This is a genomic window from Mycobacterium sp. AT1 (assembly GCF_002043095.1).
GTDB lineage: Bacteria > Actinomycetota > Actinomycetes > Mycobacteriales > Mycobacteriaceae > Mycobacterium.
The window spans coordinates 32,881-49,430 of record NZ_MVOC01000031.1; the positions used below are offsets into that span (position 1 = coordinate 32,881).

14 protein-coding genes are annotated in these 16,550 nt (G+C 68.7%); 3 read left to right on the top strand and 11 right to left on the bottom strand.

What is annotated here, in order from left to right; all coding sequences use genetic code 11:
* Position 1 precedes the first annotated feature (1 nt).
* The 3 genes from B1790_RS14930 to B1790_RS14940 all read right to left on the bottom strand — a co-directional run bounded on the left by B1790_RS14930 (position 2) and on the right by B1790_RS14940 (position 2,796).
* A complete protein-coding gene (locus B1790_RS14930; RefSeq protein ID WP_079924017.1) occupies positions 2 to 451 on the bottom strand; it encodes a nitroreductase/quinone reductase family protein in 450 nt (149 codons plus the stop codon).
* 379 nt (positions 452 to 830) lie between these two features.
* Positions 831 to 2,045 (bottom strand): IS110 family transposase, encoded by a 1,215-nt coding sequence (locus B1790_RS14935; RefSeq protein WP_079924018.1) that lies wholly within the window; start codon positions 2,043 to 2,045, stop codon positions 831 to 833.
* Between the two features lie 127 nt (positions 2,046 to 2,172).
* Positions 2,173 to 2,796 (bottom strand): DUF3159 domain-containing protein, encoded by a 624-nt coding sequence (locus tag B1790_RS14940; RefSeq protein WP_079924019.1) that lies wholly within the window; start codon positions 2,794 to 2,796, stop codon positions 2,173 to 2,175.
* Positions 2,797 to 2,832: 36 nt separating this feature from the next.
* Here B1790_RS14940 and B1790_RS14945 point away from each other — a divergent pair, with 36 nt between their 5' ends.
* Positions 2,833 to 3,846, top strand: a complete 1,014-nt coding sequence (locus B1790_RS14945) for a GTP-binding protein (RefSeq protein WP_079924020.1) — start codon at positions 2,833 to 2,835, stop codon at positions 3,844 to 3,846.
* Between the two features lie 12 nt (positions 3,847 to 3,858).
* Here B1790_RS14945 and B1790_RS14950 read toward each other — a convergent pair whose 3' ends face one another.
* The 8 genes from B1790_RS14950 to B1790_RS14985 all read right to left on the bottom strand — a co-directional run bounded on the left by B1790_RS14950 (position 3,859) and on the right by B1790_RS14985 (position 14,650).
* Positions 3,859 to 4,731: an endonuclease/exonuclease/phosphatase family protein gene (locus B1790_RS14950; protein ID WP_198952013.1), complete on the bottom strand. Its 873-nt coding sequence runs from the start codon at positions 4,729 to 4,731 to the stop codon at positions 3,859 to 3,861.
* Positions 4,728 to 5,909, bottom strand: coding sequence for a metallophosphoesterase (locus B1790_RS14955; protein WP_079924021.1), 1,182 nt, complete (start codon positions 5,907 to 5,909; stop codon positions 4,728 to 4,730). The genes B1790_RS14950 and B1790_RS14955 overlap by 4 nt, the downstream gene beginning before the upstream one ends.
* A 67-nt stretch (positions 5,910 to 5,976) precedes the next feature.
* Complete coding sequence (locus B1790_RS14960; protein ID WP_233165139.1) at positions 5,977 to 7,689, bottom strand: BCCT family transporter; 1,713 nt, start codon at positions 7,687 to 7,689, stop codon at positions 5,977 to 5,979.
* 259 nt (positions 7,690 to 7,948) lie between these two features.
* Entirely contained in the window at positions 7,949 to 9,394 is a 1,446-nt protein-coding gene (locus tag B1790_RS35730; protein WP_198952014.1) for an aminotransferase class I/II-fold pyridoxal phosphate-dependent enzyme, read from the bottom strand.
* Positions 9,391 to 10,566 carry an amidohydrolase family protein gene (locus B1790_RS14970; RefSeq protein ID WP_079924023.1) on the bottom strand — a complete coding sequence of 392 codons (1,176 nt, stop codon included), beginning with the start codon at positions 10,564 to 10,566 and terminating at the stop codon, positions 9,391 to 9,393. Before B1790_RS14970 ends, B1790_RS35730 begins: the two co-directional genes overlap by 4 nt.
* Positions 10,553 to 11,860, bottom strand: a complete 1,308-nt coding sequence (locus B1790_RS14975; RefSeq protein WP_079924024.1) for an aspartate aminotransferase family protein — start codon at positions 11,858 to 11,860, stop codon at positions 10,553 to 10,555. The genes B1790_RS14970 and B1790_RS14975 overlap by 14 nt, the downstream gene beginning before the upstream one ends.
* Entirely contained in the window at positions 11,857 to 13,344 is a 1,488-nt protein-coding gene (locus B1790_RS14980; protein ID WP_079924025.1) for an APC family permease, read from the bottom strand. The genes B1790_RS14975 and B1790_RS14980 overlap by 4 nt, the downstream gene beginning before the upstream one ends.
* Before the next feature lie 37 nt (positions 13,345 to 13,381).
* Positions 13,382 to 14,650, bottom strand: coding sequence for a glutamine synthetase family protein (locus tag B1790_RS14985; protein WP_233165134.1), 1,269 nt, complete (start codon positions 14,648 to 14,650; stop codon positions 13,382 to 13,384).
* 206 nt (positions 14,651 to 14,856) lie between these two features.
* Here B1790_RS14985 and B1790_RS14990 point away from each other — a divergent pair, with 206 nt between their 5' ends.
* Positions 14,857 to 15,690 carry a class II glutamine amidotransferase gene (locus B1790_RS14990; protein ID WP_079924026.1) on the top strand — a complete coding sequence of 278 codons (834 nt, stop codon included), beginning with the start codon at positions 14,857 to 14,859 and terminating at the stop codon, positions 15,688 to 15,690.
* Positions 15,687 to 16,550 (top strand): MurR/RpiR family transcriptional regulator, encoded by an 864-nt coding sequence (locus B1790_RS14995; RefSeq protein ID WP_079924027.1) that lies wholly within the window; start codon positions 15,687 to 15,689, stop codon positions 16,548 to 16,550. The genes B1790_RS14990 and B1790_RS14995 overlap by 4 nt, the downstream gene beginning before the upstream one ends.

The window sequence follows — 16,550 nt, forward strand, 5'->3', positions numbered from 1 at the left end:
GTCACTCGGTGAAGACGGGGATGGGGCGCTCCGCGCGCAGCATCACCACGGGGATGTGCCGCGTCGTCGACGTCTGGTAGCCCAGGTAGGGCGGAAACAGGTGCGTCATGTAAGACCACACCTGATGGCGCTCCTCGTATTCGGGCTCGCGCCAGGTGGCTTCGAACGCCTGCGTGGCGATCTGCACGCCGATCGTCTCGCTCTCGCGAATGTTGAGGTACCACTCGGGATCGGTGTCGGCGCCGCCCTTGGACGCGACGATCACGATCTCGCCGCCGACGTTGCCGTAGATGAGCGGCCTGACGTACGGCGTGCCGGACTTGCGCCCGACCACCTTGATCAGGCAGTGGGTCGTGACGGCGTGGCCGCCGACGGAGCTCAGGTCCAGGATGTGGCCCTCTGCGCCGCCCGAGGCGAGGTACGACTTGAGGTGCTCGTCCATGAAGCTCATGGGTGGATCCCTTCCGACTCGGTCTAACTGGCGGTAGGTCGTGTCAATGGTTGAGTTTGGCATGGCGTGGCGACATCCGGTGTTCGGACGTCGTGGTGGTGCTGTGATGTCGGTGGCCGTCTGAAAGTGATGGGTGCCTGGCGCCCACGTTGACGTATGCGACCTCGTGATCGGGTCATCTGGCGTCGTTCGGGCTGCCGTGGAGGCGAAGGGCCGGGTGCCAAGTTAGACGCGGCGTAACCCGAGGAGGGGATCCGCCATAACCCGCGCGGCATCTGATCCGGCCCTTCGTCCCGTCCGTTCAGCGTGGCACTACCGGCCGGGGTTGTGAAGAGTGTTCTCCGAGCTCCTTTCGGCGAGGGACTCCGTCCGGGGTGGTTCAGCTCCAGCGCGCGGGATCGTAGACGGCGTGATCGCGGACCAGAGCGTGGGCGATGCGGTTGGCGCGGTGGGCCAGCGCACAGGCAATGATGCCGCCACGCTTGCCCCGGCCCTTGAGTCCGTGCGCGTAGGTCTTGGCGGCGGGCTCGGTCAGCCACAAACCGATACCCAGATCGATGAGCGCTCGGCGCAGCGCCACACTACCCTCGCGACTGATCGATCCGTCGCGGCGTTTGTGCGCGGACTCGTACTGCATCGGTGAGAGTCCCGATGCGCGGTAGATCTGCTTGTAACCCGGCCATCTATTCGGATCACCAAGGGCAGCAGCGTAATTGGAGACTCTGACCACGCCCCAGCCCGGCACCGACGTCAGGGTGCTGAACGGGCTTGACGGTAACAGCCGGGCGAGTTCGGCTTCGGCGGCGGCGATCCCGGTGTCCAGGTCGGTCAACAGGGCCACGTCAGCGGCCAGCACGCGTCGGGCCACCACGGCATCGCGGGTCGGCAGGGCGTCCTTTGCCGCCGCGATCACACGCTCGGCGACCGGGCGGCGCAACTGCACGTCGCGGGCGGCGGCGAAGCGGATCAGTCGATTCACCCCCAACCCCGACAATCGCGCCGGATCGGTGAACTCGGCGGCGACCAGCCGCCCGATCTTGGTGCCCAGCACATCCGGTAACGCCAAGGTCAGCCCGGGGAACGCCCGATCGAGTTGAGCGAGTAGCTGATTCTTGGTCGCCGTGCGGGTCGCGACCCGGCGCGAGCGGTGCTGGGCCCACGCCGCCAGCTCGCCGATGAGCACCTCACGCTCCCCGATCACCCGGCCGCGACCGGCCAGTACCAACTCGGTGATCGCCTCGAGATCGATCCCGTCGGTCTTCACCCGCCGCCGGCCCATCACCCGGCGCTGCTCGGCGACATGGGCGGGATTGAGTTCCAGCACCTCCCAGCCCGGTGGCCAACGGTAATCCACCACCGGCCGGTGGTAATGCCCAGCGGCTTCTACACCCACTTTGATCTGCGGACACAACGACGCCACGGCCAGCACGCGCTGCGCTGCAGCGCCCAGACCCAAACAGGTCATGGGGAACTCAACCGGGCCCATCAACCGTCGACGAGCGCCGTCGGTCACCGACACCATCGCCGAGGTCTTGCCGACATCGACGGCAACGACGATCGTGGACGACGTGACTGGAGCATTCAGCACAGACACAACAACACCTCCGGGGCGTGCCAGGAGAACCCAGAGCGCGCCAACGCTCAGAGGTCCTCGAAGGAATCTTTGACAATCCCTTCCTGACACCCCCGGAGGCGTTTGTGAAGGACTAACTCAAGTCATATCAACCCGCCTCGGCCGAACGCGGCAGCGCACGGATGGCGGTCCGGATGGCCAAGTAGATCAGGGTCGAGGTGACGATCCAGATGGGCCACCCCATCACGACGCGCGCGGCGGCCAGCAGCTCGGCCTGATCGGTCTCGTACAGGTAGTACTGCACGCCGAATCGTGTCCACGACGCAACGGCCATCATGACGGTGACCAGGTCGAAGGCGCGGCGGACGCGGCGCACCCGCCGCCAGGCGTCGTCCCGGCCGGTGATCCACGCCCAGCCGACGCCGATGAGCGGTCGGCGGATGAGCACCGACACGGTGAACACGGTCCCCAGCAGGACGTAGGTGACGATGCCTGGCAGATAGAAGTCCTTGGCCCGGCCGGTGACGAAGGCCGCGCCCGCGCCGACGGCGACCGCGGCGAAGCCGAACAGCGCGGGTCGGACGGATTCCCGTCGTACCAATTGCCAGAGCAGGATCAGCGCGGCGACGCCCAGCGCGATCCCCAACGCCCACTGCAACGACACCACCACGTTGGCCGCGCCGAAGGCGGTGACCGGAAGCGAGGTGTAGATCAGTCCCCGGACGCCGCCCGCGCGCACGAGCAGTGAGCTCAGGGGCGTCGGGGCATCCACTTCGCCGAGGGTACCGACTCCCCCTACACTCCTCGGGTGCCCGCCATCCCCGTCATCGCCCTGACCGGGTACCTCGGTGCCGGCAAGACCAGCCTGCTCAACCACGTCCTCCGCGCGCCAGGTGCGCGAATCGGCGTCGTCATCAACGACTTCGGTGACGTCAACGTCGACGCCGCGCTGGTGTCGGGTCAGGTCGACGAACCCGTGTCCATCGCCGGTGGCTGCGTCTGCTGCCTCGACGACGACAACGGGCTGGACGAGGCGCTGGAGAAGCTGTCAGACCCCCGGTTGGCCTTGGACGCCATCGTGGTCGAGGCGAGCGGCTTGGCCGATCCGGTCGCGGTGTCGAGGCTGATCCGGTTCAGCGGTGTCGAGCGGGTGCGGCCGGGCGGTGTCGTCGACGTCATCGACGCCGTCACGCACTTCGACGTCGTGGACCGCGGTGGCGGCCCGCTCGCCAGGTACGGGGCGGCGTCGCTGATCGTGGTGAACAAACTCGACCAGCTCCCCGAGGACACCAGGGACGCCACGGTGGCCCGCATCGAGGCGCGGATCCGCGAACGCAATCCGGACGCGCACGTGGTCGGGGCGGTCGGCGCCAGGATCGACCCGTCCCTGTTGTACGACGTGAACGACGACGACGGCTCGGGTCAGCTGTCGATCCGCGACCTCCTCGTCGACGCGCACGCCGACCAGCCCGATCACGTTCACGCCGCGTCGGTGACGGCGACCGGCGACGGCTGCGTCGACCCCGGCGTGCTGCTCGACCTGCTCGAAAATCCGCCCGCGGGCGTCTATCGGCTGAAGGGCACCGTCGCCGTCCGCGCCCGCGAGCGAGTGCGCAGCTACGTCGTCAACGTGGTCGGATCGTCGGTGCACGTGGCGGCGGCGCCGCCCAAGGCCCGCACCAACTGTCTGGTTGCGATCGGCACCCACTTCGACCTCGACGAGGTGCGTGCCAGGGTCGACGCCGCGTTGCGCCCCCACGCCGGCACCGTGTCCGCGGTGAGCATGCGACGACTCCAGCGGTACCGGCGACTCAGCATCTAGCGACTTAGCGACTTAGCGGCGCCAGAATCGGTGCGGGCGGGCACCTTCGGTGACCGGCTGCGGCTTCAGCCGGCACAGCACGCCGAAGTGGTCGGAGGGGAACACCCTCGGCAGCGCGCTGGAGATCGGCTCCGTTCCAAGCAGTTCGACGTCGGTCGCCGCCCAACCGCCGCCCTTCAGGAGTACCCGGTCGAAGCGGACGTGGCGTTGCTTGTTCTTGCTGTCGAGCCGCATCAGGTTGATCGTCGTGTCCTCGGTGAACCCGTCCTCGTCCGGTCGCAGCATCGGCCAGATGTCGTGGTACGGCTCGCCGATGCGCCCGTTCTCGGAGTCGCGCATGTTGAAATCGCCGAGTACGACGGCGTTCTCGGTTCGGCGCAGTGCGCGGAAGACCTGGCCCAGCTGGCGCGAGCGCAGTCCGGCGGCCGCCTTTCCGCTCTCGAGATGCAGTGCGACGACGGTCAGGGGCTGGCCGCCGGGGTCGAGTTCCGCGGTCATGAAGCCGCGGGCCAGGTTGGTGGGTAGCCGGGTGTAGGTGACGTTGGTGATCGGCAACCGGGACAGCATCAGCATGCCGTAGTTGCCGAGGTCACCGCCGGTGACCTCGGCCCGCCGGTACCGCACCCGGATCCAGGGTTCGGCGAGGAACACCGCCAACGCGGCCGGGGTGATCTCTTGAAACACCATGACGTCCGGCATCTTTCGAGCCAGCACGTCGGCGATCGCACGGTAACGCGCCTCGGCGTGAAAGTCGCTGAACCACACGTTGAACGTCGCCACCACCAGCTCGTCGCGGACCACCGGCGCGGCGCCACCGCCGTCGACCCACCGCTTCGACCCCACGTCGAACGAGCCGACGCGGACACTGCGCCGTCGCGACCTCACGCTCGACGCAGCGTCAGCACCGTGATCTCACTGGGTGCGAAGATGCGGAACGGCGGCCCCCAGAACCCGGTGCCACGACCGGCGTAGAGCTGGGTGCGTTCGCCGTGGCGGCTCAGCCCGTGGACGACGGGTTGATCGAGCCGGACGAAGAAGTTGAACGGCCAGATCTGGCCGCCGTGGGTGTGTCCGGATATCTGCAGGTCCACCCCCGCCGCGACGGCCTCGGGAATCTGCTTGGGCTGATGTGCCAGCAGGAGCACCGGAAGGTTCGGGTCCGTCCCGGCCAGCGCTGCCGACAGGTCGGCTCCATGACCGGTCACTCCGGAACCCGCGGCGGTCGCGTCGTCGACTCCCGCGACCACCAACCGGTCACCGCCGCGCTCGACCACGATGTGGCGGTTGTGCAAGACGTCCCAGCCGATGCCGGCCATGTAGTCGAGCCATCCCAACGCCTCCCCGTAGTACTCGTGGTTGCCGGTGACGTAGACGCGGGCGAGGCTGCCGCGCATCGCCTTCAGCGGGGCGGCCTGCGCCTCACGCATCGCGACGGTGCCGTCGGCGATGTCGCCGACGTGGCAGACGAGGTCCGCGTCGAGCTCGTTGACGCGGTCCGTCACGCCCGCCGACCATCTGCTCCGGTCGATCGGCCCGTAGTGGGTGTCGGTGACCATGACCACCCGCAGGCTGTCGAGCCCTGCGCCGAGCCGCGGCACGGCGACCTCGAGTGACCTGACGCGCGGCACGCGCATCGCCTCGTAGTGGCCCCAGGCGAGGACGGCCAGCGTCAGTGCGACGACGGTGAACGCGACGACGCGCGACCTCGTCGGGTCGTCGACTCCGAAGGCGGCCAACGCGACCCTCAGCACCAGGGCCAACACCGAACAGGTGAACAGCACCCACACCGCCCCGAGGAGGGTGTCGGCGGTGACCGCCATCCAATCGGGGCGGCGGCCGCCGTGCCCGAGGATCATCAGGGCGGGCAGGGCGACGAAGGCCGCCACGAAGACCGCCGTGCCGACGAGCACGACGGCCGTCGGCCAGCGCGTCTGCGCCGCCAGCAACGTCCACCACGGCACCGCGAGCAGGATCAGCGAGATGACGAATGGGACCAGGCCCACCCACCACCTACGCCGTTGGCGAGCGTGCGGCTCGGTCTGAGTCGACTGGTGGTCTGACATGGCGGAGCGCCTCGATCCGGGTCGTGGGTTACCGCCGAGGCTACCCACACCGTCGCGCGTCGACCCCTTAGCGGCCGACGACCGCCTCGTCAGGGGCGTCGGGATCCTTCTCGATCGCGATGACGAAGTCGTCGCCGTGCTCGACGACACCTGCGATCACCGCGTCGTCGATTGCCTCGGCGGCGTAGCGCTGTCGGATCATCATGGGATCGGTGCGGAGGTCCTTGACCAGGGCGACCGCCAAGCCAACCATCACCAACACGAACGGCAGCGCCGCCAGGATCGTCAACGACTGCAGGCCGGTCAAAGCGTCGTCACCACCGACGAGCAGCATGACTGCCGCCACGGCTCCCGTTGCGGCGCCCCAGAACACGACCGTGCCACGGGACGGCTCGATGGTCCCGCGTTCGGACAGCGAACCCATCACGATGGAGGCCGCATCGGCGCCCGAGACGAAGAAGATGGCGACCAACACGATCACGACGATGCTGGCGACCGTGGCGAACGGGAACTGGTCGAGCAGGGTGAACAGCTGGCCTTCGGTGGTGCCCTCGCCTGCGAGGTCGACGCCGCTCTGCTGAATGCTGATCGCCGCGCCACCGAAGATCGCGAACCAGATCAACGACACCACACTCGGCACCAGCAGTACACCGGTCACGAACTGACGGATGGTGCGGCCGCGGGAGATTCGCGCGATGAACATGCCGACGAACGGCGTCCACGACAGCCACCATGCCCAGTAGAAGACCGTCCAGCTCTGCAGCCAGGTGTCCACGGCGGGACCCTCCGCGCCGCTACGGGCCGACATCATCGCCATGTCCTGCAGGTAGCTGCCCAGCGACGTCGGGATCACGTTGAGGATGAAGACCGTTGGGCCGACTAAGAATACGAAGACCGCGAGGCTCAGTGCGAGCACCATGTTGATGTTGGAGAGCCACTGAATGCCCTTGGCAACGCCCGACACCGCGGAGAAGATGAAGGCGACGGTGAGGACGGCGATGATGATGACCAGCACCGCGTTGCCCGTGGCACTGATACCGGCGACGATGTTGAGTCCACTGCGAATCTGCAACGCGCCCAAGCCAAGTGATGCGGCCGAGCCGAACAGCGTCGCGAAGATCGCGAGCATGTCGATGACCTTGCCGAGCGGTCCGTTGGCCTTGTCACCGATCAGGGGGGCGAACGCGGCGCTGATCAGCTGCAGGCGGCCCTTGCGGTACACCCCGTAGGCGATGGCAAGACCGACCACGGCGTAGATGGCCCACGGGTGCAGGGTCCAATGGAACAACGTGGTGGCCATCGCGGTCTGCATGGCTTCGGGATTTCCGGCTTCACCGGTGCCCGGCGGGGGCGTGACGAGGTGCGACAGCGGCTCGGCGACACCGTAGAACATCAGTCCGATGCCCATGCCTGCGCTGAACATCATCGCGATCCACGAGATCGTTCTGAACTCGGGCTCCTCGTCGTCACGGCCGAGCGGGATGGCGCCGAACCGGCTGACGGCCAACCAGAGCACGAACAGCACGAACGCCGACGACGTCACGACGAACAGCCATCCGGTGTTCTCCATCGTCCAGGTCAGCGCCGAGCCGGACACGCTCTTCAGTGACGGTGTGCTGAGGAATCCCCACACCAGGAAGCCAAGCGCGATGACGGCGGTGACGCCGAACACCACCCAGTCGACGCCCCGGCTGCGCGCCTGTTCCTTCTCGTCGACCGGAACGTCGAGGGCGGGATGCGGGATAACGCCGCCGCGACCGGTTTGCAGAACGGACACCACTCGGCGGCGTTTGCGGTGTTCGTCGGGCTCGTTCGAACGGTCGATCTCGGATTTCGCGTCAGTCGTCACGTGAGCTGCCTTCGGTTAACGGTCGGCATACGGGCGAACAACACACAACTCCCTCACAGCAGGCCCGTCAACCTGAGCAACGTCGACGACGCGCCCGACACGGTGTCCCCACGCCCCCGCGACCAGACGCATATGTGCACGACACGCCGAGAATTTTCGCAGGCTTGCGACTGTTGGCGAGGGCGGGATCTCAGGTGACGACCTTCACGAACCCCATCGTCGGGTCGGACGCGCTGATCGGATTTCCGCGGTCCCGCAACGCCGTCAGCAGTGCGAGAACCTCGCCGTCGAGCCGCTCCCCCGGCATCACCAAGGGGATGCCGGGTGGGTATGGCGTGATGGCCTCGGCGGCGATCCGGCCGGCTGCCTCCGACAGCCGCACCGACTCCGCACCGGCGAAGAACGCCTCCCGCGGGGTGAGCACCGGCTCCGGCCGCACGGCCAACACGTCGGCGACCATCCCGTGGCTCGCCTCTGGCCGCGTTCCTGCGCGTCGGGCCACCTCGTCGAAACCGGCGACCAGCCGGTCCATGTCCGCCTCGGTGTTGCCAATCGTGCTGATGCACAGGACATGTCCGGTGCCGCTCAGCTCCGGTTGGACGCCGTGGACCGCGTTGAGCCGGGCGACCACGTCGCGCGCGTCCATGTCCAGGGTCGACGTTCCGACGAGCATCTTGGTTTCGTCGAGCTGGTGCAACCCGGTGCCAGGGCCCGCAAGGTGCTCCGGGCGCAGCACCGTCAACCCCGGGACGGCAGCCAACCGGTCCGCGGTGCGGCGGGCGCGATCAAGTGTCGCCTCGAGCATCTCCCGGCCGTCGGTCGTCATTTGGCGCCGGGCGAGGTCGATCGACGCCATGATCGCGAAGTGCGGGCTGGTGGTCTGGATCAGCTGAAGAGCCCGGCGCACCGTCGCGGGGTCGAGTTGCGTCGGGTCGACGTGCAGCACGGCGGCCTGGCTCAGCCCGGAGAGAATCTTGTGGACCGACTGGACGGTGGCCGCCGCCCCGGACCGTTCGCCGGGAGTGGGAAGGTCCGGGTGGAAGGCGAAGTGTGGCGAATGTGCGCCGTCGACGAGCAGTTTGGCGTCGTAGCGGCGGCACAGCTCGGCCAGTGCGGCGATGTCACCGGTGGTGCCGTAGTACGTGGGGTGCAACACCCAGAGCGCCTTGGCGGCCGACTCGGCGAAGGCCCGCTCGACGACGTCGGCGTCGAGACCGTGTGCGACGCCAAAGCGAGCGTCCCACCGGGGTTCCAACCAGACTGGCTTGGCCCCGACCTGGACCAGACCCGCGAGCACCGACTTGTGGGCGTTGCGCGCCACCAGGACCGGCTCACCTGGACGCAGCGCCGACAGCGCGACGGCGATGTTCCCGCTCGTCGACCCCTGCACCAGGATGAAGCTCTGCCCAACGCCCCACGCGTCGGCGATCAGCTCCTCGGCCTCGGCGATCGGCCCCTCGGGGCAGTGCAGCGTGTCGGTGTCGGGCAGGTTGTTCAGGTCGACGTCGGCCAGGTGCGCGCGGAACCACGGGTCGAGGGTGCGGCCGCCCTTGTGACCGGGGCTGTAGAACGGCGCCTGGTCGCGCTCGACGAACGCCCTCAGCGAGTCGAACAGCGGGGCGGTGTCATGCTTCAAAGTCCATACACCCGTTGCGCATTGGTGACACCGATGAGGTCGACGACGTGGATGGCGTCGTCGTCGGTGCAGTCACCGGCACGCACCCATTCGCCGAGCACGACGCCCATGGCGCGGCGCCACAGCACCGACCCGAGGACGTGCAGTTCGGGTGGCCCGAACGCATCCGAGGAGTACAGCTGCTTGGCGAACGGCGCCGTCTCCATCGCCTCGGCGACCAGACCCGTCGACCGCACCCCGAGGTAGTTGACCGCCAGGCCGACGTCGAAGTTGACGTGGTCGAACGCTTGGGCCAGGTACCCGGCCTGGCGTTGAAAGGGGTAGCAGTGCAACAGCAATACCGGGACGGGCGTCATCGTGCGAAGCAGGGGCAACAGCAACATCGGGTCGCTGCGGTGCAGATCCATGTCACGATCACCGAAGCCGACGTGCACCTGAATCGGCAGCCCGTGCGCGGCGGCCTCGTGCACGCCGAAGGCGATCAACAGGGCGTCGTCGACTCGGAGCGGCCGGGGTCCGGCGACGAAGGCCCTTGCGTGCGCGACGACGTCGGCGTCCGACGGGCGGGTCCAGTCGACGTCGAACCCGACGCGGTAGGCCGCAATGGTCTTGGTGCCGACCACGTGTGGGTCGTCGACCGCGGCCCGCAGCGCGGCCCGAAAGGCGTCGGGGAAGTCCTCGGCAGACGTGCCGCCCTCGATCAGGTCCTCGGTGAGGCGCTCCAAACGCAGGATCTCCGATGACGGCACGCCGCTGAGTGCGGTGAGGTGCTCGGGCGTGGTGATGAGGTCGCCCTTGAACCCGGTGTCGACGACCCAGCGTCCGATGCGCGCCGCGGGCAGCATGATCCGCGACAGGTCGTCCGGTGAGAACTCGCTGCGCCGCGCCCAGTAGTCGTCGGCGCTGGCCAGCGGCTCGAGTCCCAGCAGGGGCGCACACCATCGGCGGATGGAAAGGCCGAGCGGAGAGTCGAATTGGGTCATGAAGCTCGGGACGGGATCGGTGGACCCCTCGTTGATCGAGGCCTCGAAGTCGGCCCGGTCGACGGGCTGGCTGAAGGTGCCGTGCACGTGATGGTCGACCAGTTCGACGGTCTGCAGGTGCGCGGCCAGGGGTTCCGGCACGTCACCGCGTACGCCGGCGAAGACGTCCGGCAATTCACCAGCCTGCATATCGAGCCACCTCCTCGGCGTTGACACGTCCTGCGGCCGCGTCGGCGATGGCCGCGCCCAAGATCTCGACCGCCCGGCCCGCCTCGGCTTCGGTGAGCACCAGCGGTGGCGTGATCTCCAGGACGTTGCCGCCGACGTAGTAGACGACCGCTCCCAACTCCCACGCACGGTAGACCACCTCCGCCGCCAGCCGGGGGGCACGCTCCCCGGTGCCGGGGTCGACGAGTTCCAGCCCGATCGCCAGCCCACGCCCACGGACGTCACCGATGCGGTCGGCGCCCGGTGAGCCGGCCAGCGCGCGAAGCCCGTCGGCGAGCACCTTGCCGACGGTGGCCGCCCGTTCCGGCAGGTTCTCTCCGACGACGGTGGCCAGCACCGCGCGGCCCGCCGCGGTGCACACCGGGTTGCCCGCCGTGGTGAGAAGTGCTGCCGCAGGCGGGTTGTCGAGGATCTCGGCGGGCCCCACCGCAGCCGAAAGGGGTAGGCCGCCGCCGAGCACCTTGCCGAACGTGACGATGTCGGGTTCGACGCCGTCGTGGGTGAAGGCGTGCAGCGTGCCGGGCCTTCCGAGACCCATCTTCACCTCGTCGCAGATCATCGGCACGCGAAAGCGCCTGCACAGCTCGTGCAGCTGGGCCAGGAAGCCGTCGGGTGGCACGACGAGGCCGCCGTCGGACAGGATCGGCTCGACGATCAGGCAGGCGATGGTGTCGCTGGCCAGGTGCTCCTCGGCCAGCGCCAGGCAGGCCGTGACGTCGGCCTCCACCCCGTCGGGCCCGGGCCGAAAGGGGTTGGGATAGGCCAGGAACACCGCATCCGGATCGGCGGGTGCGCCCGCGTCCACGTGCACGCCGGACACGCCCATCGCGACCCCGACTCCGCCGTGGTAACTGTGCTCGAAGGCGATGACGGTGCGCTTGCCGGTCGCGTGCCGGCAGGCCCGCAGCGCGACGTCGTTGGCGTCGGAGCCGGCGTGTCCAAGGTAGACCCGCCGCTCTCCACTGCCGGGCACCAGCGCCAGGAGGTCCTCGGCCAAACCCACCGAGTCGGGGTGGACCGCCGAGAGCCCGCCGGACCCCGGCGCGTTCCGGATCGCGCGACTGACCGCCTCGACGACGGCCGGGTGCCCGTGCCCGAGCCCGCTCGCCGTCCACGTCGCAGACAGGTCGAGCAGCTCGCGACCGTCGGGGGTCACCAACGTCGAACCGTGGCCCGACACCACCTCCAACGGGAAGAACCGAAGCTTCTCGATTCCCGCGACAGCAGCCTCGTCCCGGGCGTAGAGCGAGCTCATTCCGTCGCGGCCAGCTCGGCGCTCAGCGACGCCCCGACTCGTTTGGCGATTCCGGACGCGGCCAGCGCGATCACCAAACCGACTGCGCACCAGTACAGTCCGAGCAGGGGTGCGGCGGTCCACTCCGTCGCGTCCTTGACGTTGAACCACAGGATCACTGCGATCACCACCGCGCCGAGCAGCGGGAGCGCCAAGCCGAGCACCTTGCCCCCGCCACCGTGCACGCGGACGAACTTGGGCGCGCCGACGAACCACGCGGCGGCGAGTTCCACCAGCAGGTAGCAGACCATGAGGCATACCGAGCCTGCGACGGCGAACAGGAAGTAGGTGTCGATGGCGGGGTTGCCGGTGCCCATGTCCGGCCAGCGGAAGGCTCCGCAGAGCAGGTCGACCACCAGCGCGACGCCGACCACCAACCAGGTGGCGAAGCGGGGACCGCCGGTGCCCTCGTGGATGTTGGCCAACGCCTTGGGGCCGAAGCCGTCCCGACCGAACGCGTACAGCATCCGGCCGGACGTCGCGGACGTCGCCAGGTGGCAGCCGAACGCCGCCACGGTGGCGGTGAAGATGATGAGCAGGCTGAACCACTGCCCGACGTACGTGCTGCCCAAGTCCCCCAACGTGTTTCCCGAACTCTGGAATGCCTCGAGACCGGCGGCGTCGGTGCCGAATCCGACCACCTGGGCGAACATCACGACCACGAACAGCACACCGGTGAGGAGCAGCGTTCCCGCCAGCGCCCTCGGGATGTTGCGGCCGGGGTCGTCGGTTTCCTCGCCCATCGAGGCGCAGGCCTCGAAACCCGCCCACGACAGGAACGCGGCCACCACGCCGCTGATCACCGCGGAGCTGGAGACGCCGTCGAAGGTGAAGACGCTGAAGTCGACCCCGGTCGACGGTGCTCCGCCCTTGGCGAAGATCACCACCACCAGGGCCACCATCGACACGATGCCGATGCCCTCGATCACCAGCAGGATCTTCGCCAGCAGTCGAATGTCACGGCCGGACAACAGGAATGAGATGGCGGCGCCAATCACGACCACCAGCAGCCACGGCACCTGATACGGGTCCGGGTTGGACGGTTGCAGTTGGGCGATGAACGCGTTGGTGAACGCCGCGGTCAACGCCAGGGTGCCGATGGAGAACCCGACGTAGGCGCCGAGCATCGCGAAGCCGGAGAAGAACCCGGCCCGCGGCCCGATGGTCCCGCCTACCAAGCCGTACGCCGACCCGGCGTGGTTGAGGTGCCTGGTGAGGCGGACGAAGCTGTACCCGACCAGCGACACCCCGACGAGACCGATGAGGAACACCAGGGGGATGGCCTTGCCAACCGTGGCGATCAGACCCTGACCGTTGCCGGACATGGCCAGTGTCGGCCCGACCAGGGCGACGGACATGGCCAGCGCCACCCAGAACGGGAGGCGGCGGTGCGGAAGTTGACCGGTTTCCTCCGATGGACTGGCCGGTGACGTACTCGTGCTCATCGATGTCTCCTCGGTTCCTGGGGTGGCAAACGCTGGGTCAACAGCTCCACGCCAGGCGTAGTGCCTGCGTGGTCTCGGCGGCTGGTCGGCCGCCGTAGGTCGCGAGTTCGTGTCGCCGCACGGCGACCACTGCTTCGATCATCTCGGGGGTGAGCAGCTCCGCCGCGACCTCTGAGCGTTCGAGGGCGTCGACCGCGGAGAGTTGGTCGGTGGCCAGCGGCGCTGGGGCAGTGGCGGATTCGGCGGGATTCTCGGGGACCTCGGCGGGCAGCTCCAGCCCGAGGTCGACACCGCGGAGGGCGCTGCCAAGGAAGGCCGCCGCCGCCAGGTACGGGTTGGCGCTCGGGTCGACGAGTTTCAGCTCCGCGTTGGCACCGTGCGGGCTTCCCGGGGTGGCCGCGATGAACCGCACGGCGGCTTCGCGATTCTCCAAACCCCAGCACGCAACGGCGCCTGCCCAGTTACCCGGCTTGAGCCGCAGCGCCGACAGTGCCGAACCCGCGTAGACCCCGAGCAGATCGGGAAGTGCGTCGACGACGCCTGCGATCGCAGACCCTCCGGCCGACCGGATTCCGTATGGCCCGTCCCCACCGGAGAACAGCGGGCCGTCGGCGTCGGCCAACGACAGGTGCAGGTGCGCCCCGTTGCCCGCAGCGCCCTCGAATGGCACGGGGGCGAACGAGATTTGCAGCCCGTGCCGCGCCGCCGCCCGGCCGAGGACGATGCGGGTCAGGATGACGGCGTCCGCGGCGGCGACCGCCGTGGTGGGCGCCAGCGACACCTCGAGTTGGTCGTGACCGTACTCGGTGTGGATCTGTTCGATGCTCAGGCCCGCGCGGTCGGCGGTGGTGGCGAGGTCGACGAGGAACGCCGAATGCTCCAGCGACGTCCTGATCCCGTAGGGCGACCACGGTCCCGACGACGCCGGCCCTCCGTCGGGGGCGATCATCGTGCATTCCAGTTCGGCGCCGACCAGGGCGGTCAGGCCGCGGTCCACCGCGGCCCGTTCGGTGCGCGCCAACAGGGAGCGCACGCACAGCGGCGCCGGGTCACCCGCCTGGTCGGTGAGGTTGCCCGGCGCCCACGCAATGCCGTCGTCGACGACCTGGGCGGTCGCCGGGTCGATCCGAATCCGCAGGTCACCGGCGACACCGATGGTCGGGGTGAAGGCGATTCCACTGTCGACGCAGAAGACACTCCACGAGGGCGACACCCCCATGCCGGAGCGCTGAAAGTCCCCGAGCCTGCGCAGGGGAACGTACTTGGCCCTGGTCACACCGGCCGGATCGGTCACCGAACCAGCCACCAGTTCAACGCCTTTGGCGCGCAGGTCAGTGATGCGGTCGTCGATCGACACTGATTCTCTCTCCCGTCGCTTCACTCGCCGCCGAGCGGTCCCGATGCCGGGGCGCCCAGTGAGTCTGCGAGAAACCTATGTCATGAATGTTTCAGATTCTTTAAATTCGACGGTTTATGGTTGATTCATAAGATCATCGATCGGAGGATGCCTGCATGTGTCGACTCTTGGGTGTCGTCTCGCTGACGCCGGTGTCCATCGCCTCCGCCGTCGGGGACGCGGTACTGACGGACTTCCTCGCGCTGACGAAGATCCACGGCGACGGGTGGGGCGTCGCGGGCGTCGACCACGTCGGTGACGTCCCGCGCGTCATGGTGTCGGCGGGCAGCGCGCTCGACGATCCCGAGTTCGTCGCGGCCACCCGTGAACTCCGCCCAACCGCGTCGCTTGTCCACCTCCGCTGGGCGACCACCGGGCTCGCGGTCGAGCCGCGCAACTCCCACCCGTTCCTCGCCGACGGTCTCGCGATGGCCCACAACGGGTCGATCAAGCCGATGGACTCGTTGGACGGCCTGCTCGAGCCCGCGATCGCGGCGTCCATGCGCGGCACCACCGACAGCGAGCGCTACTTCGCGCTGATCCGTCAACACCGCGGTGCGACAAGCACTCTCGCCGAGGCGGTGCGGCGCGCCGTCGCCCAGTTACGGAAGAGCCACCCCAACGCCAGCCTCAACGCCCTCGTCCTCGGCGAGGACCAGCTGATCGTCGTCCACGCGCACGCCCACAGCATCCTGCCCGCCGAGGACATCGCGGAGATCAGTGCCACCGACCTGCCGTCGGAACACCTCGAGGACTACTTCGCCCTGCGCATCGCGCGCGTTGGCGATGGCGACGACGCCAGGATCGTCGTCGGCTCGACCGGATTCGGCGATCTGCCATGGGAACCCGTGGCACCCGAATCCGTCGTCGCCATCTCGATGCATGATTTGTCGGTGACGACGCATCCGCTGGTTCTGCCCGACGCGACGCGACCGGCGAAACCGGCGTGACCGACGAGACCGTCGCCGCGCGCGCCGGCGCCGCCCTGCCGTCGCTGAGCAAGGCCGAGCGTCGGGTCGGCCGGGCACTGCTCGCCGACTATCCCAGCGCCGGGCTGGCCAGTGCGGCACGGCTCGCCGAGCGCGCCGAGGTGAGCCCGCCGACCGTGCTCCGGTTCGCGCAAACCCTTGGCTACGAGGGGTTCACCGATCTTCAGGTGGCGTTGCGCGCCGAGCTGACGGCCCAGTCCAACGGGCCGATCACCCGGCTGCCGGCCACCCCGACCGGCTCGGCGGATGCCGGCCCGCTGGATCGCCTCCTGCACCAGGCCCGCGCTCAGAACGAACGCGCCGAGGAGACGCTGGCGCAGATGCCCGGCCCGGCCGTGGAGGCCGCGATCGCGCTGCTTGCCGACACCAGCCGACCGCTGTACCTGCACGGTGGACGGTTCTCACACCTGCTGGCAATGCATCTCGCCGCGCACCTGGAGCAGCTGCGGCCCGGCGTGCGGCTGCTCACCGACCCCACCGGTCGCGATCTGGGCACCATGATCGAACTGACCCGCCGCGACGTCGTGATGCTGTTCGACTATCACCGATATCAGCGCAGCGCCGCCGATCTGGCCGCCCGCGTACATCGGGCCGGCGCGACGGTGCTGCTCGTCACCGACGACCTGGCCTGCCCCGTCGCCCCGGAGGCCGAGGTCGTGCTGACGGCGTCGAGCACGGTGGGCACCACCTACCAGAGCATGGCGGCGGGGTTCCTGCTCACCGAGCTGCTCATTCCGCTGGTGATGGACGCGGTCGGCGAGCCGGCGAGAACCAGGATGGCGCTGTGGGAGGAACAGCGCCGCAGCGAACTTCTGGACTGA

Coding starts and splice junctions, on each gene's coding strand:
- B1790_RS14930 (WP_079924017.1), bottom strand. CDS start 451: ATGAGCTTCATGGACGAGCACCTCAAGTCGTACCTCGCCTCGGGCGGC.
- B1790_RS14955 (WP_079924021.1), bottom strand. CDS start 5,909: ATGTCAGACCACCAGTCGACTCAGACCGAGCCGCACGCTCGCCAACGG.
- B1790_RS14970 (WP_079924023.1), bottom strand. CDS start 10,566: ATGCAGGCTGGTGAATTGCCGGACGTCTTCGCCGGCGTACGCGGTGAC.
- B1790_RS14975 (WP_079924024.1), bottom strand. CDS start 11,860: ATGAGCTCGCTCTACGCCCGGGACGAGGCTGCTGTCGCGGGAATCGAG.
- B1790_RS14980 (WP_079924025.1), bottom strand. CDS start 13,344: ATGAGCACGAGTACGTCACCGGCCAGTCCATCGGAGGAAACCGGTCAA.
- B1790_RS14990 (WP_079924026.1), top strand. CDS start 14,857: ATGTGTCGACTCTTGGGTGTCGTCTCGCTGACGCCGGTGTCCATCGCC.